Annotated in this window: 18 protein-coding genes and 3 tRNA genes; 7 read left to right on the forward strand and 14 right to left on the reverse strand. The window is 48.0% G+C overall.

All coding sequences use genetic code 11. The features are described from left to right. Positions 1 to 66: 66 nt before the first annotated feature. The 4 genes from ACTHUG_RS03310 to ACTHUG_RS03325 all read right to left on the reverse strand — a co-directional run bounded on the left by ACTHUG_RS03310 (position 67) and on the right by ACTHUG_RS03325 (position 3,811). Entirely contained in the window at positions 67 to 615 is a 549-nt protein-coding gene (locus ACTHUG_RS03310; protein WP_440386382.1) for a sigma-E factor negative regulatory protein, read from the reverse strand. A 5-nt stretch (positions 616 to 620) separates the two neighbouring features. Beyond that, positions 621 to 1,220 carry an RNA polymerase sigma factor RpoE gene (rpoE, locus tag ACTHUG_RS03315; RefSeq protein ID WP_036493687.1) on the reverse strand — a complete coding sequence of 200 codons (600 nt, stop codon included), beginning with the start codon at positions 1,218 to 1,220 and terminating at the stop codon, positions 621 to 623. A 214-nt stretch (positions 1,221 to 1,434) separates the two neighbouring features. Further along, positions 1,435 to 2,763, reverse strand: coding sequence for a tRNA lysidine(34) synthetase TilS (gene tilS / locus ACTHUG_RS03320; protein ID WP_440386380.1), 1,329 nt, complete (start codon positions 2,761 to 2,763; stop codon positions 1,435 to 1,437). A gap of 88 nt (positions 2,764 to 2,851) precedes the next feature. Continuing rightward, the gene (locus ACTHUG_RS03325; protein ID WP_049322761.1) at positions 2,852 to 3,811 is read right to left on the reverse strand and encodes an acetyl-CoA carboxylase carboxyltransferase subunit alpha; all 960 of its coding nucleotides are present in this window, start codon (positions 3,809 to 3,811) and stop codon (positions 2,852 to 2,854) included. 203 nt (positions 3,812 to 4,014) lie between these two features. On the opposite strand from ACTHUG_RS03325, the gene ACTHUG_RS03330 reads away from it, so the two are divergent. After that, complete coding sequence (locus ACTHUG_RS03330) at positions 4,015 to 4,416, forward strand: RNA-binding S4 domain-containing protein (protein ID WP_003679090.1); 402 nt, start codon at positions 4,015 to 4,017, stop codon at positions 4,414 to 4,416. A 94-nt stretch (positions 4,417 to 4,510) separates the two neighbouring features. On the opposite strand, the gene ACTHUG_RS03335 is transcribed toward ACTHUG_RS03330, so the two are convergent. The 4 genes from ACTHUG_RS03335 to ACTHUG_RS03350 form a co-directional block, all read right to left on the reverse strand. Further along, complete coding sequence (locus tag ACTHUG_RS03335) at positions 4,511 to 5,710, reverse strand: hypothetical protein (RefSeq protein ID WP_440386379.1); 1,200 nt, start codon at positions 5,708 to 5,710, stop codon at positions 4,511 to 4,513. Between the two features lie 96 nt (positions 5,711 to 5,806). Further along, positions 5,807 to 7,570 carry an exodeoxyribonuclease V subunit alpha gene (gene recD / locus ACTHUG_RS03340; protein WP_440386378.1) on the reverse strand — a complete coding sequence of 588 codons (1,764 nt, stop codon included), beginning with the start codon at positions 7,568 to 7,570 and terminating at the stop codon, positions 5,807 to 5,809. Between the two features lie 131 nt (positions 7,571 to 7,701). Beyond that, positions 7,702 to 8,385, reverse strand: a complete 684-nt coding sequence (gene lolD, locus ACTHUG_RS03345) for a lipoprotein-releasing ABC transporter ATP-binding protein LolD (protein WP_003679081.1) — start codon at positions 8,383 to 8,385, stop codon at positions 7,702 to 7,704. After that, complete coding sequence (locus ACTHUG_RS03350) at positions 8,378 to 9,628, reverse strand: lipoprotein-releasing ABC transporter permease subunit (RefSeq protein ID WP_003746931.1); 1,251 nt, start codon at positions 9,626 to 9,628, stop codon at positions 8,378 to 8,380. Before ACTHUG_RS03350 ends, lolD begins: the two co-directional genes overlap by 8 nt. Before the next feature lie 214 nt (positions 9,629 to 9,842). On the opposite strand from ACTHUG_RS03350, the gene ACTHUG_RS03355 reads away from it, so the two are divergent. Then, positions 9,843 to 10,130 carry a hypothetical protein gene (locus tag ACTHUG_RS03355; RefSeq protein WP_107867417.1) on the forward strand — a complete coding sequence of 96 codons (288 nt, stop codon included), beginning with the start codon at positions 9,843 to 9,845 and terminating at the stop codon, positions 10,128 to 10,130. Between the two features lie 62 nt (positions 10,131 to 10,192). Here the strand turns inward: ACTHUG_RS03355 and recR are convergent, their stop codons facing one another. The 4 genes from recR to rnr all read right to left on the reverse strand — a co-directional run bounded on the left by recR (position 10,193) and on the right by rnr (position 15,789). After that, positions 10,193 to 10,798 carry a recombination mediator RecR gene (gene recR / locus ACTHUG_RS03360; RefSeq protein WP_188213932.1) on the reverse strand — a complete coding sequence of 202 codons (606 nt, stop codon included), beginning with the start codon at positions 10,796 to 10,798 and terminating at the stop codon, positions 10,193 to 10,195. Between the two features lie 82 nt (positions 10,799 to 10,880). Continuing rightward, complete coding sequence (locus ACTHUG_RS03365; protein ID WP_440386377.1) at positions 10,881 to 12,734, reverse strand: SurA N-terminal domain-containing protein; 1,854 nt, start codon at positions 12,732 to 12,734, stop codon at positions 10,881 to 10,883. A 145-nt stretch (positions 12,735 to 12,879) separates the two neighbouring features. Then, positions 12,880 to 13,227: an ArsC family reductase gene (locus ACTHUG_RS03370; protein WP_440386376.1), complete on the reverse strand. Its 348-nt coding sequence runs from the start codon at positions 13,225 to 13,227 to the stop codon at positions 12,880 to 12,882. Positions 13,228 to 13,308: 81 nt separating this feature from the next. After that, positions 13,309 to 15,789 (reverse strand): ribonuclease R, encoded by a 2,481-nt coding sequence (gene rnr, locus ACTHUG_RS03375; protein WP_440386375.1) that lies wholly within the window; start codon positions 15,787 to 15,789, stop codon positions 13,309 to 13,311. A 94-nt stretch (positions 15,790 to 15,883) separates the two neighbouring features. On the opposite strand from rnr, the gene ACTHUG_RS03380 reads away from it, so the two are divergent. From ACTHUG_RS03380 to ACTHUG_RS03395, 4 genes are all read left to right on the forward strand, one after another. Beyond that, positions 15,884 to 15,970 (forward strand) — tRNA-Leu (locus tag ACTHUG_RS03380). A 38-nt stretch (positions 15,971 to 16,008) separates the two neighbouring features. Further along, positions 16,009 to 16,095 (forward strand) — tRNA-Leu (locus ACTHUG_RS03385). Between the two features lie 64 nt (positions 16,096 to 16,159). Continuing rightward, positions 16,160 to 16,250: transfer RNA gene (locus ACTHUG_RS03390), tRNA-Ser, on the forward strand. Between the two features lie 173 nt (positions 16,251 to 16,423). Beyond that, positions 16,424 to 17,650 (forward strand): tyrosine-type recombinase/integrase, encoded by a 1,227-nt coding sequence (locus tag ACTHUG_RS03395; protein ID WP_440386374.1) that lies wholly within the window; start codon positions 16,424 to 16,426, stop codon positions 17,648 to 17,650. Positions 17,651 to 17,897: 247 nt separating this feature from the next. Here ACTHUG_RS03395 and ACTHUG_RS03400 read toward each other — a convergent pair whose 3' ends face one another. Next, positions 17,898 to 18,905 (reverse strand): phage portal protein, encoded by a 1,008-nt coding sequence (locus ACTHUG_RS03400; RefSeq protein ID WP_440386373.1) that lies wholly within the window; start codon positions 18,903 to 18,905, stop codon positions 17,898 to 17,900. A gap of 15 nt (positions 18,906 to 18,920) precedes the next feature. Beyond that, positions 18,921 to 20,735 (reverse strand): terminase large subunit domain-containing protein, encoded by a 1,815-nt coding sequence (locus ACTHUG_RS03405; protein ID WP_440386372.1) that lies wholly within the window; start codon positions 20,733 to 20,735, stop codon positions 18,921 to 18,923. Positions 20,736 to 20,894: 159 nt separating this feature from the next. On the opposite strand from ACTHUG_RS03405, the gene ACTHUG_RS03410 reads away from it, so the two are divergent. Then, a complete protein-coding gene (locus tag ACTHUG_RS03410) occupies positions 20,895 to 21,770 on the forward strand; it encodes a GPO family capsid scaffolding protein (protein WP_440386371.1) in 876 nt (291 codons plus the stop codon). Positions 21,771 to 21,772 lie beyond the last annotated feature (2 nt).

The following is a 21,772-nucleotide window of genomic DNA, read 5'->3' on the forward strand; positions in this document are numbered from 1 at the left end:
CTGACGGTTTTACTGCAAAAATAAAAACCCTTGCTATAAAGCAAGGGTTTTGCATGATTTCATTTTTTACTGAACAACAGTCTGCTGCTCATTTTTCTGCTCGGTACGGACAGTCGGACGGTTTTCAATCTTGCCGTCTTTCGCCGCATTCGGCACAACGGTTTCACCTGGTTCGGAAGCCGCTTTATCGTCAGGCGTACCGCTTACCGGAATGATATCTTGTGCAGGCTGAACATTAGACTTCTCGGCAACCGGCATAGCGTCACGAGAAGTTTGCGGCGTAAACTGCCATGCCGTCACAGCAATGGCACACACGCTAGCAGCGGCCGCAAAGAATTTAAAGAAGCCGTTATTGGCCACCTCGCGATGAGTATATTTTTCCTGCTTGCCGGCAATCTCAGCTTGAGGCACTGTAAATGCTTTGCTTTGCATGGTTTCATCAGCCACCTTCGCCGCCGCGCCCTGACGGATACAGTCGCCGATAATGTGATACTCATGCCAAGCGCGCAATGCTTCCTCGTCTGCCAATACGGCATCCAGCATCTCATCAGTCAATGCTTCACCGTCCATCAATGCGGACACATACTCCAATGCTTTATTTGTTTTGTCGTTCATTTTTATTACCACCTTTGATCTTCAGAAGTATCCAACAGCGGCCGCAAATCTTTTGCAATCAGTTCACGCGCTCTGAAAATACGCGAACGTACTGTACCTATCGGACAATCCACTACCCGAGCTATTTCTTCGTAAGACAAGCCGTCCATTTCCCTAAGCGTAATGGCTTGACGCATATCGTCTGGCAGTTGCGCAATGCTTGCCTCGACGGTCTGCAAGATTTCCCGATTCATCATCTCAGCTTCCGGCGTATGGTAATCCGCAATCTGATCGGTTAAATCGAGAACATCTCCTTCCTCATTGGCTGCTTCCGAACTGACAAAAAACTGACGACCCGAAGTGGTCAGGAAATTCTTTGCCGTATTGATACCGATACGGTACAGCCATGTATAAAATGCACTTTCTCCACGAAAATTTGCCAATGCACGATAAGCCCTAATCATTGCCTCTTGGGTTACATCGTGCACTTCATGCTCATCCTGAATAAAACGAGAAATCAGTCTGTTTAGCCGACGCTGATATTTAGACATCAGCATCTCAAATGCCTTATGGTCACCTTTCTGCGCGCGCTCCACCAAAACTTGATCTATTTGGCGATCGTTCATACCCACCCTTTAATCATTTTACTGCTTTAAACCCAAAAATAGTAAAGCGTGCTGTGCACAGTAAAGACAGCAACGCTCTGAAATAGTTCCATAAGATTACATTCAATGGCTAAAGTTTATTCGTGCAGATGCTCTAACATTAACAATATTACTTAATATACCAATACTTAGCAAAAGTAGTTAAACTACTGATACTTACTAAATTTAGAGTTATTTACTTTACTTTTGCCATATATTCGACCAACTTTCTATGAACTGGCAGATAGCCTTGCTCTATTTGAACATCGCTTCCAGCCCTAAGGTTAGCAACAGCAAGGCACTTGTTGCCCAGACTTATGATAATCGGCCAATATTTACGCACGAGTGGCATGATATGACACTCTTGCAATAGTTTTTCGACTGATTTTTCCCTCTGCCCTGACTGAATCACGTCGCCCTCGGATACAGTTCTAAGCACTGCCTGCTTCTCCAACTCTTCTTCCGGCAAACCGCCTTTAAACGGTAATAAAACAAAACCGTTTTCCAGCAAAATATCTTTCAGACGGCCTCGAACTTCCCTACCATTGCACCAAGGCAGCTGTTGAAATTCACTTTCTTGCCAAATAAACAACTGATCCCGATAGGCAACCAATTCGCCGTTTGGCAAACTCAACTGCGCCTGTTCTGCGGTTTCCAATACTCGGGCGAAATCGGCAATGCTGTGATAAGAAGGCAATGATTCCGTTTGCTTTCGCAAAAAATACCAAAGCAACCGACGGCGCAAAAGCGGCGTACCTTGCCGCCACAGACTGATACTGAATATTCCGTCCGGACTGATGCGCTGATATTCAGACTCAATCAATTCATCTAAAAGCTGCAAATCTTCCTGCAATAATCGGATATTGGCACAAATTTGCCGCTCAAAATTCGGAATCCGCTGCTGCCATTGCGGCAAGGCCTGATTTCTCATCCAATTGCGTAAATAGACAGGATCCTCGTTACTTTCGTCCTCGACAAAAGACAACCTCCATTGTTGCGCATACCCTGCCAATTCCTGACGGGAAAATGCCAAAAGCGGCCGCCAGATTTGGATCTTTTCATTTAAATCACGCCATACCGGCATGGCCGCCATACCGCGCAATCCGCCGCCGCGTACGGCCGACAGCATAAATGTTTCGATTTGATCATTATGGTGATGGGCCAAAACAATAATTTTCTTCAGGCCGTCTGAAAATGCCTGATATCGGGCAGCCCTGGCCGCCGCTTCCAAACCTTTTCCTTGTTTTTCCACATTGACACGGCACACCCGCAAGGCAACATTCAAACGCTGACAATAATCCTGACAAAATTTTGCCCAACTGTCGGCATTGGTGCTTAAACCATGATGAACATGGACGGCACGCAAATCAAAACGGCAGAATTCACGCATCCGGTGCAAAAGATGCAACAGGACAACAGAATCCAATCCACCGCTCAAACCAACTTCAAAAACAGTATGGTTCGGCAAATCAGGAAAAGTTGCTTGAAAACTTTTAAATAGGGAATCAGGGGATAGTTGCAACATTTCAGACGGCCTGAAATTATGAATGACTCAAAAATAGAATACAAAAAAAGCAAGCAGCGGCATCTGCTTGCTTTTTCAGCAGTCAAACTTATTTATCGGTAAATTTACCGTAAGCCATGATGCGGTCGAAACGGCGGGAAAGCAAATCAGGCATGGTCATGCTTTGCGCTTCGCTTAATTGCTGTTCCAAAACGGTTTTAACGTTTTTCATCGTGGTTTCGTAATCACGGTGTGCGCCGCCCAACGGCTCGTCAATGACCTTATCGATGAGATCCAATTCTTGCAGGCGTTTGGCGGTAATACCCAATGCTTGCGCGGCATCTGCTGCTTTTTCGGCAGTTTTCCAAAGAATAGAGGCGCAACCTTCGGGAGAAATCACCGAATAGGTCGAGTATTGCAGCATATTGATGTAGTCACCGACAGCGACTGCCAACGCGCCACCCGAACCACCTTCGCCAATAATGGTACACAATACCGGCACATGCAGGCGGGTCAGTTCGTACAAATTACGGCCGATGGCTTCGGACTGGCCGCGCTCTTCCGCGCCAATGCCCGGATACGCACCCGGAGTATCGACAAAGGTCATGACCGGAATATTGAATTTCTCGGCAGTCTGCATCAAGCGCAGCGCTTTACGGTAACCTTCGGGACGCGGCATACCGAAATTGCGGCGGATTTTTTCTTTGGTATCGCGGCCTTTTTGATGGCCGATGACCATCACGCTTTGACCGTTAAAACGTGCCAAACCGCCGATAATGGCATGATCGTCAGAATAATGGCGGTCGCCATGCAACTCTTCAAAATCGGTAAAAATACCGTTGATGTAGTCCAAAGTATAAGGACGCTGCGGATGGCGGGAGACTTGTGAAATTTGAGCCGGAGTCAGCTTGCTGAAAATTGACTTGGTCAACTCGTTGCTTTTCTTTTGCAGTCTGGCAATCTCGTCGGAAATATCGACGGCCGATTCGTCTTGTACGAATCGCAACTCGTCGATTTTATTGGTTAATTCGGCGATGGGTTGTTCAAAGTCCAAAAAAACGGGTTTCATAAAACGAAGCTCTCGGTAATGGTTGCTGACATGATACGCTAATCAGACGTATTTGACAGCATTTCTCAAAGGGAAACTGCCATCTTTTGCAATAAAAAACTTTCAGACGGCCTTTAACAAAGAAATAGTATATCTGCACTAAATGTATGGCGTGCCGTATCTTATGATAAACTTCAATTCAGTTCAATCATTTCAAACAGGCTATGAAAAACGATCATGACAATTCGTCCATGCGCTTGGACAAATGGCTGTGGGCCGCGCGCTTTTTCAAGACCCGCGCGCTGGCACAAAAACACATTGAGCTGGGCAGGGTTTTGGTAAACGGTTCGAAGGTGAAAAACAGCAAAAATATTTCCGCCGGCGACACCATCGACATGACTTTAAACTCCCTCCCCTACAAATTCAAAGTCGCCGCGCTCAATCATCAACGCCGGCCGGCACCGGAAGCGCGTTTACTGTACGAAGAAGACATGAAAACGGCTGCCGAACGCGAAGCTCAAAAACAACTCGACCAGGCCAGCCGCATCAGTGCCGCTTATCCGGACGGACGCCCGACCAAACGCGACCGCCGCCAGCTTGACCGCATGAAGCGCGATAGCTGGTAAAGTGATTCATCCATTGTTTCAGACGGCCCTATGTTCATGCCGTCTGAAAACCAAAAACAGGCAGGACATCCTGCCTGTTTTTTATTTGTGATGATTAAAATTTATATTCTAACTGACCACGAATAACGTTCACGTCCTGCTTATCCGTACCAACGGTAGGCGTAACCTGTTTGCCGGCCAAATAGAAGCCTTTGAGTTTCCAGTTTTTCCAAGGAATATAGGTTGCACCGATTTGCACGCCTTGGACGTTTTTGCTGTAATCCTCAACAGAAGAGACACCGGACAACGAACCGACACGGCGGTAGTTCAAGAATACGTCGTAAGAATTACGGACGTTCCAGTCGGCCGATTTATAGCGCACTTCAGTGAACACGCCGTCATTTTTGATTTTTTGTCCGGCATCATTATAAGCTTTGATATTGGACTTGCTGACCGCGGCCATCCAACGCCAATCGTCATTAAATTTAATGTCCGTACCGATTTCCCCGAAGACCGCGTTTTTCTTCGCGCCGCGTACATCGATGTCTTTCATGTAGCTGACAGTTGCGCCGACGTTGATATTCTCATTCACAGGCAACACGCTTTGAATCGCGGCAAAATGTCTGCGGCGACCGCCGATGCCCCATGCGTTGTCATTCAGATTGCCTGTACGGCGGCCCGCATAGATTTTGGTCGGCAGGGTTTTATTGTCAAAGAAAATTTCGCCGCCAGTAACTTCGGTATCCCATACGCGGCCGTATGAAGAGAATGCGCCAAATTTACCGACACGCGCTTTGATGTTGTTGTACACAGTCCCTTCGGCATACAGTTTATTGACCGGCACATCATGATCGCCGTTAAATTTACCGGTTTCCAAATCGATATTCGGCTCGATTTGCGCTACCAATTTCCAATCTTTGTACAGTTTTGCGCGTAACCAAAACTCCGCGTTGAAGTTGGCATTGGTGTCTTCAGGCGTCGGGTTAACGCTGCTGTTGTTGGCATTGATGTCTTTGGTATCCACACGTACGCGCAAACCGCCGTTCACAGTCAACAAATCATTGAAAATGCTGATTTTATCGTCATCTTTGCGAATGATGCTGCCGGAATTTACATAATCGTTGGTGGTGGCCAAAGCCGCCGCATCACGCCCGCCATCAGCGTTCTCTGCCAATGAATAAGATGATGAAGCCAATAAAATACAGGTTGCAATCAGTTTGGTTTGAAATTTCATGCCGACTCTCCAAAAGAAGGTATTGAAAGTGAAGTATTCGATAAAGCGTACAAAATCGTGGATTTTGTAAAAATTATTCATTTTGTTTACTAATTATTTTTATCGTATGTAAATTAGTGTAATCAGTCAAGCAGATTTAAACGCTTTATCCGCTTTCAGACGGCCTCTTGATTCAGGTCAAACAGAAGCCTGCATATCAGGCTGTTCAAACTGCCGTTCCAAGGCATCGGCTAATGCCGTCCTGCGTTTTTGGTGGCATCCCACAGCCTTAACCAATTCCTCTGCATTTCCCCAAAACACAAAACGTTCACGCGCACGGGTAATGGCTGTGTAAAGCAGAGCCGTATCCAACCCTCGAGCTTCCTCTTCGCCCTCCGTCGTTGCAGGCACTGACGGCGGCAAAAGCCATACTTCCCGATATTCCGAACCCTGGCTCTTGTGCACCGTCATGGCAAAAGCCGATTCAAAATCGGGCAAACGGCTGATGGCAATTTTTTTAAATCCATCTTTCTCAGGAAAATAGGCAGACAAGCCATTCAACGATTCTTCATCTTTCATAATCAGCCCGATGTCGCCGTTAAACACTTCCAGCATGTAATCATTGTGGGTAATCATGATGATTTGTCCGGCAAACCAAGGCGTTTCTCCCGAAACCTTGCCTTGTCGTTGCAGGTATTCTTGATAAGCCTGATTCAAATCATCCGCATCCCGCCGCCAAGCTGCCAATACCACCACATCGGCCGCATGACCGTAGGCGAGTGCGACATTATTCTCTGCCACGGCCTGCCAATAATCCTGTTGCTTTTGATACAGCAAGGCGACCTGCTCTTTCAGACGGCCTGATTTCATTTCCAACTCTTTGGGGAACTTGTCAAACTGTTCGACCGCAGTTTGCTTTTCCCCGGACACCACCGCCCTTGCCAAACAACCGATACCGCTGTCTGCGCCAAAACGGTGGCTGAACGTCAATTTGGCATTGTTTTGCGATAAAGCCTGAGGCCGCTCTTTAATCTCAAAGCCATGATTGGGCAGGTACACTTCCAACTTTTCAGCAGTTTCTTTATCCAAAGCTGTCGGACACGACAACGCCGCCAATACGGCACCCAAGCCAACCGACGGCAACTGGTTTTCATCGCCAAGCAACACCAGACGACAACCGGTCGGCACGGCGCGCAATAAATCCAACACCAGCGGCAAATCCAACATCGAAGCCTCATCCACCACCAAAACATCCAAAGCAAGCGGATGTTCATGATTGAACGCAGGGCGCATTTGTGGCGGACGCAGTTTTAACAAACGATGGACAGTCTGCCCTTCCAAGTTTTCCAAATGTGCTTTAATGCTCGGAGACAAATCAAAACCGTCCAAAGCACGCTGTAAGGCCCGTGCCATATGCGCAGCCGCTTTGCCCGTCGGTGCCGCCAATGCAATACGTGGCAGCTTCGTACTGTTATTGCAAATCAGACCCAAAAGCTTTGCTACGGTCGTTGTCTTACCCGTACCCGGCCCGCCGGTAATCAGCATAAAGTTTTGTAGCAAGGCCAAAGCCGCAGCATCCCTCTGCTCTTTACTGTCCTTAGGATCAAACCAATCACTCAGGCTTTTTGAAGCCGCCATGAAATTCACTTCTTCCGCCTCGGCACTTGCCAGCCGTTTGATTTCGACAGCCAAATCATGCTCCAACTGCCACATCCGCCCTAAAAACAATTTCCGGCCTTGCAGGATAAGCGGTTTATCCGCATTGCCGACCAAATTCGGCAAATTGCTTAAGGCATCGACATCCGCTTTATCCAAGTAAATAAACGAATGCCCGTTTTGCAAGGCTGCAAACAGTCGAACCACATAAGGCTCAATAACGGATGCGCCCTGTACTTCGTGGCGGCGGAAAAACGCTATGGCCGCATCTGCGGCAGAGGAAAGGATGGAGTCGGTCGGATTCATGGCTCAGGATTGATTGATATGGAAAAAGAAAGGCCGTCTGAAAAACAGCGTTTCCATAAATGAAAACCTATTTTTCAGACGGCCTCTATTATACCGTTCAAAGCATAAAATATTTGCCTGAAATAATAACCTTATTGCAGCACTTGCAGGCTGCCGTCTTTCATGGTCATTACCCGGTCGAAACGTTCAGCCAGCTCGTCATCATGGGTCACCACAATCAGGCTGGTGTTCAATTCGCGTTTCAAATCCAGCATCATGTCCAGCACATTTTGCGCATTTTTACGGTCAAGGTTCCCCGTCGGTTCATCTGCCAATAGGCATTTAGGCTCATTGACCAAAGCACGGGCAATCGCCGCACGCTGACGCTCGCCGCCGGAAAGTTCGCTCGGACGGTGCAACATACGTTTGTCCAAGCCGACCTTTTTCAGCATCTTGACAGCCTTCTCCTCAGCCATCGCCTTGGGCATTTTGCCGATTAAAAGCGGCATCATGACATTTTCCAACGCAGAAAACTCAGGCAATAGATGATGGAATTGATACACAAAGCCCAAATAACGGTTACGCAATTCGCCCAACTGTTTTTGGCTCAAACCGCCCAAATCCTGATCCATCAGTATTACCTTGCCTTCAGACGGCATATCCAAGCCACCAAGAAGGTGCAACAACGTAGATTTACCACTGCCGGACGAACCAATGATACTCACGCTTTCCGCTTCGGCAACTTCAAAATCCAAATGATTCAACACTTGTACATTCAATGCACCGTCATTATAGCTTTTGCCAACGCCAATACATTTCAAAATTGTCTTACTCATAACGCAAAGCCTCCGCAGGTTGGGTTTTCGCAGCACGCCAGCTCGGATACAGTGTGGCGATAAATGCCAAGCCAAGCGAAATGCAGGCAATAACGGCGACGTCCTTCAAGTTCACATCACTAGGCAGGTAATCGATGAAATAAACCTGTGAGTTAATCAAATGTACGCCAAACAGGTCTTCAAAAAACGCGACAATCTTGCCGACATTCCAACCCAGCAATACACCGCACACCACGCCCACAAGCGTACCAAAGAACCCCGCAAAAGCGCCCTGCACCAAGAAAATCTTCATGACACCGCCCGGAGACAAACCCAAAGTACGCAAAATCGCAATATCGGCTTGTTTTTCCGTTACTGCCATTACCAAAGACGAGACGAGGTTAAACGCAGCAACCGCGATAATCAGCGTCAAAATGATGAACATCATGCGTTTTTCCAACTCAACGGCTTCAAAATAGCTGCGGTTATTAAACGTCCAGTCGCGCACCCATACTTCATCTTTTTTAGCATCAGGAATCAACTTGGCAATGAAAGACGGCGCATTCTGAGGATCAGCCAATCGTAAACGCAGCCCACCGACATTTTCTCCCAGTCGATACAAGACTTGCGCATCCTTGATATGCGTCATGGCCAATGTGTTATCGACTTCATAAACACCGGTTTTTACCACACCGACCACATTAAACTGCTTCAATCGCGGCACTACGCCGGCAGGAGTAACATTACCCTCCGGCGTAATCACAGTAACTTTGCCGCCAAGCTCCGTACCCAATGCCTCAGCTAGCCCTTGGCCCAAAATAATATCAAATTCGCCCGGCTTCAAATCGTCAAAACTGCCGGCCGGCATATCCTTGCCGTAATCGACGACATTTTTTTCTTCAGACGGCAAGATACCGCGTATCTGTACACCGCGTACTTCTCCGGCATTGGCAAGCAAAGCCTGATCGGAAACATAAGGCGCGCTGGCCAACACTTCCTTTTTGCCTTTTACAAATTCGCGCAAATTCTGCCAACCCGGCGCACTGCCGACATCGTAATAGCCGATTTCCGCATGGGGTGCGACGTTCAGCAATTGACCGCGTATCTCTTTCTGAAATCCGTTCATTACCGATAACACCACAATCAGCGCCGTTACGCCCAAGGCGATACCGGCGATTGAAATCATGGTAATAAATGACATAAAGCCGTTGCGTTTTTTCGCACGCAAATAGCGCAGGCCTATCCAAGTTTCTAAAGAAGCCATTCAAAAATGCCTCATTCGTTTGTCAAAAAAGACTTATTGTACCGTAAAACCGACAGGTCGTCCGATTGCCCGACTGATGTGGCATTCAGGGATATAGTGTATGTAAAACCATGTATCTTCCCGTAAATTCCGCCGAAAAACTTGCACAATCACCCAATCGCCCTTATTCTGAAGCTGTGACTCGTTTTGTCACCATCAAAAAGGAAATACACTAATGAACAGCAAAAAATTCTTGGCCCTCGTATCCGTAGCTATAGGTTTGTCATTCAGCTTCAATGCATATGCCGCCAAAGAAATCAAAATCAGTTCAAACAATACCGCTTACTCCGACGCCGATGTTCAAAAACTGGCAGCCACTGCTGTCGGCATGGGCGTAAAAGAACCTGTCAGCCTCAACAGCGGAAACGGTGTTGTTACCGTATCCGGCAGCAGCGCAACCAAATGCGCATTCAAAGTCGGCAACGGCGATACGCCTCAAATTCAAGGCGTGAGCTGCAAATAATCTGATTTCATCAATGAAAAGGCCGTCTGAAAAACATTCAGACGGCCTTTTTATATTGGCATTTAAGATTGGATGTTTCTTCTATCGTAAACAGCCTGAGCCAAAGTACCGGCATCCACATATTCCATCTCGCCGCCCAAAGGGATTCCCCTTGCCAACCGGCTGACTTTATAAGGAAGATTTTTAAACAATTCCGCCAATATATACGCTGTCGCATCACCTTCGGCTGTGAAGTTGGTTGCAATGATAATTTCCTCAATATCACTCGCCTGCAGACGCGCCACCAGCTTATCTAATGCGACTGCCGAAATATCCATCCCCTGCGCCGGGCTGACTTGCCCCATCAAAACAAAATACAGGCCATCATGGCAATTGGCCGCCTCCATGCTGGAGACATCCGCCGGCATATGCACAATCATCAAACGACTTTTATCGCGTTTTTCGTCTGCGCAAATTTCACACAAATCGCCTTCGCAAAATGTGTTGCACATCCGACAATGCTGCACCTGCTTCAAAGCAAACTGCAAAGCGTCCACCAATTCCTGAGCCTCTTCGCGTTTGTACTGTAAAAGCTGGTAGGCCATACGTTGTGCGGATTTCGGGCCGACATTGGGCAATATTTTTAAAGCATTAATCAAGCGGACAAAGGCATCAGGATTTTTATTCATGATTTCAGACGGCCTTTAAAAAGATGGCTAAAAATAAGAAAACAGCCGGAATTCATCCGGCTGCCCTACTCTAATATTCTGCTTATTCGGCAGCATTATTAACTTGTTGTGCACCTTGCGTACGATCGATTTTCTTATCCAAATACTGGAGCAAGGCATCGAAAACATTGGCAGAAAGCTGCTGAACCAAAGCCTGTTTGGAAGCCGGAATCTGTGAATCGGCATTTTCAGGAGCAGAAACACTCTGAACTTCCATAATCACCGGCGCGGGCATACCTTCCAACAATGTATACGCAGGTTTGCCGCCGACAGGACGCGCTTTCAACAAAGCCGCATAAGCTTCCGGAGACATGGTTTTACGTGCATCTTGCGCGCTCAATTGAGAAACAGGCGACCATTGAACATCGGCAGCTTTACCAGCTTTCAATGCAGCCAAAGTTTCCTGGGCTTTTTTCTCTGCCAGTTTGGCGGCTTCAGAGCGCAGATATGCCGCACGGACAGTATCTTTGACTTCCGCAAATGGTGCGATTTTCTCTTCACGCACTTCTTTCGCACGAATAACCCAAACGGTATCGTTGTTGATGGCGATCACTTCAGAATTGTGTTTTTTCTTCAGTACATCATCGCTAAACGCGGCATTAATCAATGCTTCAGGCAAGCCGGCTTCCTTCGCGCCTGCTTTGGTCACCCATTCATCCAGGCTTTCCACTTTCAAACCTGAATTGGCGGCTGCTTTTGCCAAAGAAGACGGATCATTGAAGGTATCTTCACCCAGTTTTTCTTTAGCGGCATTAAAGGCAGAAGCTGCTTTTTTCAGTTTCAAGGCTGCTTCAATACGCGCTTTGGCTTGTTCCAAAGTCGGCTCAGCTTCGACATTCAAAACTTTAATGACGTGATAACCCAAAGACGATTTAACGGTATCGCTGACCTCGCCTTTGCCCAATGCAAATGCTGCTTTATCAAATTCCGGCCCGAAACCGCTGCCGCCGCTTTTGCTCAGATAGCCCAAGTTGCCGCCTTTGTTGCTGCTAGACAAGTCTTTGGAATACTTGGCCGCCAGCTCGGCAAACGAATCCGGATGTGCTTTAAGCTCCGCAGCCATTTTGTCCACTTCGGCTTTAATTTCCGCATTGCTTGCTTCATCTCCGTTAGGCATGACCGGAATGAAAATATGCGCAATTTCGGCTCTTGGCGACAAATCTACGCTTTTACTGTCGTAAGCTTTTTGTACTTCTTCCGCACTGACGGTTTGCTTCTCAGCCAAATCTTTGATGCTCAAAGCCACATATTCCAGCTTAACGGCTTGAGGAATCAAGTAATCTTTCTTATGCGCTTCATAATATTTTTGCAAAGCCGCATCATCTACTTTGACTTGTGCCGCAAATGCTTCAGGGCTGAACGTAAATGAACGGATGGTACGGGTGGCTTGAGTCAGGTTAATCAATTGACGCGCTTGCGCATCGCTGACCAAAGCACCGTTTTGCACCAGATTCAACAGATTTTGCAATTGGAACTGTTCACGGATATCTTCAACGAACTGATCCTCGGTCATCCTGCGTTGATCCAAATATTTCTTGAGCAAATCCTGGCTGAATTTACCGGAAGCATCATGGAAATTCGGATCATCCACAATGACTTGCTTGATTTGTTCCTGAGATACAGCAATGCCCATCAGCTTGGCACCCTGCTTCAGATAAGCACGTTGCAATAACGATTGGAATACCGCATCACGCGAAGGCGCATTATTGCCGGCAGCCTGCTCGTTTTGTATCGCAATCTGTAAAGCGTGTTCGCTGACTTTCTCATCCCCGACTTTGACAATGTAATCAGAACCCGGCGAAGACAAATTATTGGCACCGAATCCGATAAAGGTCAGACCGATGATACCTAAAACAATCTGGGCGGGTGTTTTATATTTTTCAACAATATGGAACATATTTATCCGAAAGAAAAGTTTGGCACGGCAGCCGGAAAATGCTGCCACAAAAATCTTAAAATCCTGAAAACAGGCTCAAAGCGCGTATTGTAACGTATTTTTTCGAGGCTTGCTTTTTCAGACGGCCTAAAAACCTAAAAATGCCTTATCCGAACATTTCCTGATACGCTTCTACTGAAAATCCGACATGAACCTGCCCTTCTTTGACCAACACAGGCCGCTTGATGATGCTGGGATTCTCCACCATTAAAGCAATCGCACCTTCTTTTGTGGCGGCAAATTCTTGCGCATCTTTATCCAGCTTGCGCCAAGTCGTGCCTCTTTTATTGAGCAAAATTTCCAAAGCCGCCTGATTCAGCCAGCCATCAATCAAATCGGCAGTCGGGGCGTTTTTCTTAAAATCTACAAACTCAAACTCGATGCCGTTTTCCGCCAACCAACTGCGCGCTTTTTTAACCGTATCGCAATTAGGAATACCGTATAGTTTTATCATCTTATTTATCCTTGTTTTCATTCATGAAATCACAAACTCAGGCCGTCTGAAACCTTTCAGACGGCCTGAATTGAATGCTGCTTATTTCTTAGCAGCTTTCTTCACTTTAATCTTCACGCTTTTGCCTTGTGCGTTATTTTTACGCCCGGCTTTGACGGAAGCTGTTTTCGCCTGCGCCTTTTTCTTGCTTGCAGCTTTAGGTTTACTTGACTTGGCCGGTTTGGAAGCGGGTTTGCTTTTTACCTTACCCTTCTTTGCCTTCACGGGAGCAGCCAACGCTTCATCAATTTCTTTAGCTGAAAGTTTACGCTTACGCTTTTCGACAGATTTGTCAGCAGCTGTCGGCTTGCTTACAGGTTTTGCTTTTCTGGTGCCACGTTTCTTACCGACTGAACCGCCGCTGATTAAGGTCAAATCAATCTTACTGGTATCCAAATCGGCACGCGCAACTTTTACAGTAACCGTATCGCCCATGTTGAAACGGACACCGCTGCGTTCGCCCTCAATCGCCATAATTTCAGGACGGAAGTTGAAATAATCCTCTCCCAAATCGCTGATGTGAACCAAGCCGTCGATATGAATATCGTCCAGAGTTACAAAAATACCGAAGCTGGTCATACCTGAAATCTTGCCGCTGAAAACTTCGCCGACTTTGTCGCGCATATAATAAGTTTTCAGCCAATTTTCCACATCGCGGCTGGCATCGTCGGCTCGGCGCTCGCAGAACGAGGTATGTACGCCCAAAGCCTGCCAGGTTTTATTGGGTTGGTAAGTTTGTCCGTTCAATACAGCTTTGATGGCACGATGGACCGTCAAATCCGGATAACGGCGGATAGGCGATGTAAAGTGTGCATATGCGCTATAAGCCAAACCAAAGTGACCGTCGCAATGCGGTTCATAAACCGCCTGTTGCATAGAACGCAACATCATCACTTGCAACAGTTCCGCATCCGGACGGTTTTTAAATTGTTCGGCAAGCGCAGCATAGTCTTTCGGCGTCGGATTATCGCCGCCGCCCAAACTCAACCCCAGCAAACCAAGCTGCTCGCGTAAAGTAGCCAGTTTTTCGGGGGTCGGGCCCAAGTGATTGCGGAACAAAGCCGTATGTTTGTTTTTCAGCAAAAACTCTGCCGCGCAAACATTCGCCGCCAGCATACATTCTTCAATCAGCTTGTGCGCATCGTTGCGGACAACGGGAACAATCTTGTCGATTTTACCGTTGTCGTCGAAAATCATCTGGGTTTCAACGCTCTCAAACTCAACCGCGCCACGCTCGAAACGTTTTTTCTGCAAGATTTTGAATAATTTATACAGAGTATCGATTTGCGGTTTAAACGGATGATCCCGGCCGTCTGAAATCCAATCCCAAACTTGATTATAAGTCAGTCGCGCATGCGAACGCATTACTGCCGGATAGAAACGGTATTCCTTGATATTGCCGGCATAAGTAATCACCATATCGCACACCATACACAGGCGTTCGACATCAGGATTGAGCGAGCAGATGCCGTTGGACAAATTCTCCGGCAGCATCGGAATCACACGGCGCGGGAAATACACACTGGTACTGCGTTCTTGAGCATCTACATCAATCGCGTCATCAGGGCGGACATAATGACTGACATCGGCTATCGCCACCACCAAACGGTAATTGCGGCCGATTTTTTCGGCAAAAACCGCATCGTCAAAGTCCCGCGCAGTTTCACCGTCAATGGTTACCAAAGGCAAATCTCGTAAGTCCACGCGCCCTTTCAAGTCGGTTTTACGCACATGATCGGGAATTTTCTTCGCGGCTTTGGTACATGCTTCGCTGAATTGATGAGGCAAATGGTGCTTGCGCACGGCGATTTCAATTTCCATACCGCTGTCGGCATAATCGCCCAACACTTCAATGATTTTCGCTACGGCAGGGCGGTTTTGCTCGGGGTAAGTCTCAATTTCACCAACAATGACTTGACCGGATTGCGGTTTAAAGTGCGCTACGCTTTCAGGTTCCAAAACAATGCTTTGATTCAAGCGTTTGTCTTCCGCCTCCAAAATCGCCACGCCGCGATCCAGATAAAAACGGCCGACCACTTTAGACTGCGCACGCTCCACCACATCTAAAACCGTACCTTCGCGACGGCCTCTGCGGTCGATACCGGCAGGACGCACGGTAACAATATCCCTGTGCATCACGCCGCGCATCTGACGCTCATACAAAACGAAATCGCCCTCGCCTGTCGGTGTAAGCGGCACGGCAAAACCAAAACCGTCTTTATGCGCTTCGACACGGCATTTAACCAATGCCAATTTTTCTGCCGCACATACCGCGCCACGTCGGTTGATCAACACCTGACCATCGCGCGCCATCGCTTTCAGACGGCGTTCGAAGAATTCATATTCATCTTCTGTAATCGACAATTCATGTGCCAACGCTTCGATTTTGGTCGGCACACCTTTTTGTTCCAATAATTCAATAACCCATTCACGGCTGGGCAACGGATGAGCGTAACGTTGTTTCTCCCGCTCCAAATATGGGTCTTTTTCTCGTAAATTTAAAGATTTAGTATTTTTGTTCATTTTGATGGTTGACATTCTTTTTTTAAAATATATAATAGCTGCTTCTTCGCAGTTCAGGTAGTCAACTCTACCTTAAATTGAAGAATAAAGCAAAGCCCAGGTGGCGGAATTGGTAGACGCGCTAGCTTCAGGTGCTAGTGTCCTCACGGGCGTGGAAGTTCGAGTCTTCTCCTGGGCACCAAATAATTTGGTGCTTCTTTGCTTAAGAAAATTTAAATTGCCCAGGTGGCGGAATTGGTAGACGCGCTAGCTTCAGGTGCTAGTATCCTCACGGGTGTGGAAGTTCGAGTCTTCTCCTGGGCACCACTGATAAATCAATCAGTCAAGTTTTCACATTATTCTGAAATAACAATTCAGGATAATAGTCCACAGAGAGGTGGATGAGTGGTTTAAGTCGCACGCCTGGAAAGCGTGTATACGTGAATAGCGTATCGAGGGTTCGAATCCCTTCCTCTCTGCCATAGATACTTTTAAAAGTTTTACGAACTTTTCAAAAACAGAAAAAGCCCCTTAAATATTAAGTGTTTAAGGGGCTTTTATTTATTCAAGAATGTCAAACGCTTTTAAAAAGGTTTAAATCTTTTTTGTTTTTTTGTGGTATTTTATTTGGTATCAGACAAAAATCGGATTAGAAATGCCCAAAATCGTGACCCCGTTGACGCTGGCACAAGTCAAAGCCGCGCGCGCAAAAGATAAAATGTACAAGCTACCTGACGGCGGCGGCCTTGCTCTTTGGGTGCTACCATCAGGCAAGAAGTCATGGCGGCTTCAATATCGCCGCCCTACCGATGGCAAGTCAGACACGCTGACGCTGGGGCTTTTCCCAAAATTCGGGCTTGCCGACGCAAGGCAATGGCGAGAAGAGATATTAAAAAAAATTGGCGAAGGGAAAGACCCCAAAATCATATCTGATGATGTCGCCGCTAAATATCGCTTCGAGAATTGCTTGGCGGTTTGGTATGACCGCTGGGCTAGATCGGGCGGCAAAGATGGCAGCGAAAAAGCGCCGCGTTATGCAAAAGCAGTCTTGTCGGCGCTCGAACTAAACGCGATACCAGTTTTTAAAGGCCGCGACATACGAACAATCGAAACGGCCGAGATTGTAGAAATGCTCCGCAAAATGGAAGCGCGCGGCGTGTTGGAATATCTGCGCCGCGTCAAGGGAAACTTGAATCTAATGTTTGACTACTACGTCGCCGATGGAACGTTGAAAAACAACCCCGTGACCGTTATCGGAAAGCAGGTTTTTGACAAACCCAAAGAACGACACTTTAAGTCTTTGAAATATGACGAGCTGCCGGTACTAATCGAAAAGCTAGAAACCGCCGACGGTATCGGCGACCGTGCGCGCCTGCTGATTTATTGGCAACTCCTAAGCATGACGCGGCCGTCTGAAGCCGCTGGGACGCTACTCAAAGAAATTGACCTTGAGCAAAAAACATGGGAAATCCCACTTGAGCGGATGAAGACGCGGCCGCACATCGTGCCGTTATCATCGGCCCTGCTGCAAATTTATAACGAGGCTATCAAGCTCAACGTCAACGGAATTTATTTGTTTGAGGGAAGCGGCTTTACAAAATCGCTCGACCGTGAAACCGTCCGTCTGAAACTGCGGCGGAAAATGAAACTAGACACAACCGCCCACGGCCTCCGAAGCCTTGCCCGAACATATCTCCGAGAAAAACACAAAATCCGCCGCGATGTGGGGGAATTATTGCTATCACACGGCATTGCAGACAAAACCGAGCGAGCCTATGACCGCTCCGAACTGCTAGAAGAACGCCGAGAAGCATTGGAATTATTCGGACGTGATGTGATGGAATTACGCGAAAAATACCGCCGCCGAAAAGCTGGCGAATAATTTAGAAAGAAAACGCGGAATTTTGCATAAAAACGCATAAAAAACGCGTAATAAAAAATATGTCAGAGGCCGTCTAAATATAAGACTTTGAGTATTTCGCCAGACTGCATAAAAATGCAGAGGATTTTTTTAATGCGGAGGAGCGGAGGGCGGTGCGCGGCGAGCCGCTCCGCCGCCGGTCAAAATTTCCAAAAATAAAAAAGCTGAATCCATTTTTTTGGATTCAGCTTTGCTTTTTGGTTTGATTTTATTTCGGCGTTGGCTCTTCGACCTGATAGCTGTCGAAGTCAAAGACTTTAAGCCCGATCCGCTCATTGACGTCAATAAAACTTTGCTGCAACGGCTTGACTTCATTCGTCGCAAACACTTTTGCCACGGTCATCGCGTCGCCAAGACCACCGGCAGACTTCGGCACAATCCCCATCAACGCAGGAGGTACGCGATGAATCGCCATCATATCTTCCGCGCTGACTGCTTTGATGTTGAGAAACTCGTCCTTCGCCGCGACCTCCGCAATCGGAATCAGTTTAATGCCGTCAGGATTTCCGCCCGGCGCGCGGAGCAAAACATTTTTAAAATTGCCGTCGCCTTTTGACTGGCGGAGCTGCGACTTGACTGCATCCCAGCCCTTCTCGTCAATCTGCGTATCAGTCGAGTAGAGAATAAAGCCAGCGTGTGAACCATTCTTATAATAGCGGACGCGGAACTTAGTAGCCGCCGAATTTAAATCAATCGAATCCATCGCCGCCAGATAATACGGCACGCCATAGATTTCCTGTTTCAGATTCGGCTGCATGATATGAATCACATCGCTGCCTTTGATTTCTTCATAGTCCAACTGTAAAAAATTATTCCGCAAATAGACAAAGTCTTTTAAATTGGACGCGCGGCGCATGTACAAAGCCAAGCGGCTTTTCATTCCGACCACCTTGCCCAATCGATTGCGCTGCATCTCAAGATAGCCATTGCCCAAAACCAAATAATTAAAAGCCAGCTTTTCAAATTCCGAGCGGCTCAAAAACTCCGTCGGCTTAAAGGTAACTTTCAAAATGTTTAGCTTGGCGAGCAGAGCGGAAGCATGGTGCAACCCTTTAGTCATCAGCCGCTCGACATCATATAAATTGACAGGCGGCTCGTACCATTTGCCGTTGTCAAAGCAGCCGATAAAATCAAACAGACTGTAAACATCTTGATAATCCTCAAACGAGAAGACATCACAGTCAAACTGACCCTCTTTCAAAATCTCATTACTCATAATAAAACCCTCTCATTAAAAAACATCAACCGAACCACGCGCCGCCGAGCCGTCGAGCGGCTCTTGGTAGAACACCTGCAACGCCGCCCACGCGACATCCGCATGGCTCAACTCTTTCGTCCGACCGCTGACATAAGTCACATTGCGGCCGCTGCCGGTCACAGCCGTGCGAATACTCATAAAAGCCGCCGTGAAATCCTTCCAATCCAGCTCCCACTCGACGCGACGCTCACGCATGAGCGCGTGCATCTTATTGATCATCAGATATTTCTCATGCATCGAATACTGAACCCCGACCACAGGCGGATAGAATCCCTGCACAATCTGAAAGACCGCCGCGCCCAATCCAGTTTTATCGATGACGACCTTTTGCACGTTGTAGCGCTCGAAAGCCTTTTTAATAAATGCCGCCTGACTTTGGAAATCATTGCCGTGCAACATCTGCCGCTCAACAATGCGGAACTTATCGCCAGCGAAACGAGGCGGCACGACAGCCACAAAAGCCGCCGCATCGCCTGAATCGGCCGGGTCATAGCCCAACCAAACAGGCAAATTCCCAACAGGCCGCGCCGCGAACGGTTTATAAAATTCCGCCCACTCGTCCCACGAATCGACCGCGCAGCGTTGCAATGCAGTGAAGTCAAAGACATTGTCGCCGTCCTCCACAAACTCACACATAAAGAGCTGACGAAATTCCGCCGGCGAGTTTTCAAGCAGCAACTGTTGGCGGTCAAACAAATTACAGCCGCGCCGCTCCGCATCATCGAGCGTCACAATTTGCCGCCATTGCCCATCTTCACAGGCGCGGCCATCAACAAGCGCGTCATGGCTGACATCGAGTTTGATATGCTCCGACTTATCGCGGCCCTCATTGAATTGCTCGCCAGTCCAAAACGAATAAGCCGGATGGGACAACGCCGACGGCGTGGAGAAATAAGTAATCCGATACTGACTTTGAGACGCCATCGGCTTCGCCAAGCGCGTCAATTCCTTGAAATCGGGGATCCAGAAATACTCGTCAACATACAAGTCGCCGTGTCGGCCTTGAGCCGTGCGCGAATTAGTCCCCAAGAAATACAAGACCGCGCCATTGCCCAAACGAATATCCGCGCCTTTCAATTCGACGCCGACCATCTGCGCCATGTCGATTTGATACTGTTTAAACTGAAACGCCTGCGCTTTTGACGCCGACAAAAACACCTTATTTTTACCCGTCGTCAGCGCATCGACAAAAGCCTCACGAGCAAAGAAAAACGTCGCCCCGATCTGACGACTTTTGAGCAGATTGCGGAAACGTACCTTTTGATTGAACCAAATCCGCTGATATTCAAACATCTGCTCCCTGAAGATTTCCTGCAAGCGCAAGACCTGCTCCGCCGTGAAACTATTCGGCGCAGGCTTCGAGGCCGAGCGCACATTCTCACGCTCCCGACGCTCACGCGGCGGCTTGTCGATAGTCGGCACATCCCAGGGCAGGCCGTCTGAAACCACAGGCGCGGCCGCCTGCTCGACCTCATTTAAATCAGGCTGACGCGCGTCGGCTTTCTTGCCTCCCGATACCAGCGCAAAAAGCTGCCGCATCTCCTTATAGTCCGCGTCCGATTTCTTCGGCTGCGCAATCAACACATGCAGCCGCATTTCCGCCGAAGCCGCAACGCGCACCGCCGGACTGCCGCCGTCCCAATTATCGCGGCTCTTCCAAGAATAGACCGCCGGCGCCTTGAGACCAAGATGCCGCGCAATCTCTGAAATCCGCCAGCCCTGCCAATAAAGCTCACGCGCCATCAAGCGCGGATCGACATTCGGTTTGATTAACGATTCTTTTGTCATCTCTCAAAAAATAAAAAAGTCTGAAAACCAAACAATCAATGATTTTCAGACCGCCTTAAACCCAAACGCCTTTTAAAAAAATCCTCAAAAATCGCAAAGCATAGATAAAGAGCTTAACGCTTGCCAAACTATGCCCATCCACACGCGAGACATTCACCCATGACCTATAAAAAAACCGATTGGCGCGTCATCGGCGTCAGCGGCGAAACCGCAGACGGCCGCACCATTTCAGCCAAAGAGCTGCAAGAAATGGCCGACCAATACGACCCAGAAATCTACGGCGCGCGCATCAATCTCGAACACATGAATTTTCTGTTTCCAGATTTCGCCGGCGGCTATGGCGACGTTGTCGAACTTAAAGCCGAGCCGTGGGCAAAAGACGAAACCAAAACCGCCCTGCTGGCCAAGCTGAATATTACCGAGAGCCTTCAAAAACTTTGGGACAGCGGCCAAAAAATCTACACAAGCATGGAGATTACGCCGCGCTTTGCAGACACCAAAAAAGCCTACCTGACAGGCCTCGCCATTACCGACACCCCGGCAAGTCTTGGCACGACCGCAAACTACACCGCCGCCAAGACCAAAGCCGAAGAAAAAATCTTTACCGCCTACCGCCAAACCGAAACGCAGGAAATCGCCATGACCAAGCCTCAAGACAGCAACCAAGCCGAAAACCAAGCCAAACCGATGACCGAAGAACACGCAGAAAGCGTTTTCAGCCGCCTGTTTGACAAATATTTCGGCAAAAAAGAAAAACCAGAATCCATTCCGGAAAACACACCGGAAACAACCGACCAAGCTGGGGATTCGCAAGATTACGCCAAAGCCGAAGACCTCGACGCCATGCGTCAGAAATACAGTCAAGCCGCGCAAATCATCGAAAAACTGGACGAAAAAATCGAAGCCCAGCAAACCGAATACAACGCCCTGCGCGCCGAGTTTGACAAATTCAAAGCCGAAATCGAAGCCGCGCCATATACCGGCCAACGCCAAGAACACAGCGGCAGCCAATCAGCCGACCGCATTGTCTGGTAAGT

It is taken from the genome of Neisseria sp. P0022.S009, from assembly GCF_051956675.1.
Classification (GTDB): domain Bacteria; phylum Pseudomonadota; class Gammaproteobacteria; order Burkholderiales; family Neisseriaceae; genus Neisseria.

Bases quoted from the DNA above. Each gene is read 5' to 3' on its own strand.
- ACTHUG_RS03310 (WP_440386382.1), bottom strand. From the start codon at position 615: ATGAACGACAAAACAAATAAAGCATTGGAGTATGTGTCCGCATTGATG.
- rpoE (WP_036493687.1), bottom strand. From the start codon at position 1,220: ATGAACGATCGCCAAATAGATCAAGTTTTGGTGGAGCGCGCGCAGAAA.
- tilS (WP_440386380.1), bottom strand. From the start codon at position 2,763: ATGTTGCAACTATCCCCTGATTCCCTATTTAAAAGTTTTCAAGCAACT.
- ACTHUG_RS03325 (WP_049322761.1), bottom strand. From the start codon at position 3,811: ATGAAACCCGTTTTTTTGGACTTTGAACAACCCATCGCCGAATTAACC.
- ACTHUG_RS03330 (WP_003679090.1), top strand. From the start codon at position 4,015: ATGAAAAACGATCATGACAATTCGTCCATGCGCTTGGACAAATGGCTG.
- ACTHUG_RS03335 (WP_440386379.1), bottom strand. From the start codon at position 5,710: ATGAATAATTTTTACAAAATCCACGATTTTGTACGCTTTATCGAATAC.
- recD (WP_440386378.1), bottom strand. From the start codon at position 7,570: ATGAATCCGACCGACTCCATCCTTTCCTCTGCCGCAGATGCGGCCATA.
- lolD (WP_003679081.1), bottom strand. From the start codon at position 8,385: ATGAGTAAGACAATTTTGAAATGTATTGGCGTTGGCAAAAGCTATAAT.
- ACTHUG_RS03350 (WP_003746931.1), bottom strand. From the start codon at position 9,628: ATGGCTTCTTTAGAAACTTGGATAGGCCTGCGCTATTTGCGTGCGAAA.
- ACTHUG_RS03355 (WP_107867417.1), top strand. From the start codon at position 9,843: ATGAACAGCAAAAAATTCTTGGCCCTCGTATCCGTAGCTATAGGTTTG.
- recR (WP_188213932.1), bottom strand. From the start codon at position 10,798: ATGAATAAAAATCCTGATGCCTTTGTCCGCTTGATTAATGCTTTAAAA.
- ACTHUG_RS03365 (WP_440386377.1), bottom strand. From the start codon at position 12,734: ATGTTCCATATTGTTGAAAAATATAAAACACCCGCCCAGATTGTTTTA.
- ACTHUG_RS03370 (WP_440386376.1), bottom strand. From the start codon at position 13,227: ATGATAAAACTATACGGTATTCCTAATTGCGATACGGTTAAAAAAGCG.
- rnr (WP_440386375.1), bottom strand. From the start codon at position 15,789: ATGAACAAAAATACTAAATCTTTAAATTTACGAGAAAAAGACCCATAT.
- ACTHUG_RS03395 (WP_440386374.1), top strand. From the start codon at position 16,424: ATGCCCAAAATCGTGACCCCGTTGACGCTGGCACAAGTCAAAGCCGCG.
- ACTHUG_RS03400 (WP_440386373.1), bottom strand. From the start codon at position 18,905: ATGAGTAATGAGATTTTGAAAGAGGGTCAGTTTGACTGTGATGTCTTC.
- ACTHUG_RS03405 (WP_440386372.1), bottom strand. From the start codon at position 20,735: ATGACAAAAGAATCGTTAATCAAACCGAATGTCGATCCGCGCTTGATG.
- ACTHUG_RS03410 (WP_440386371.1), top strand. From the start codon at position 20,895: ATGACCTATAAAAAAACCGATTGGCGCGTCATCGGCGTCAGCGGCGAA.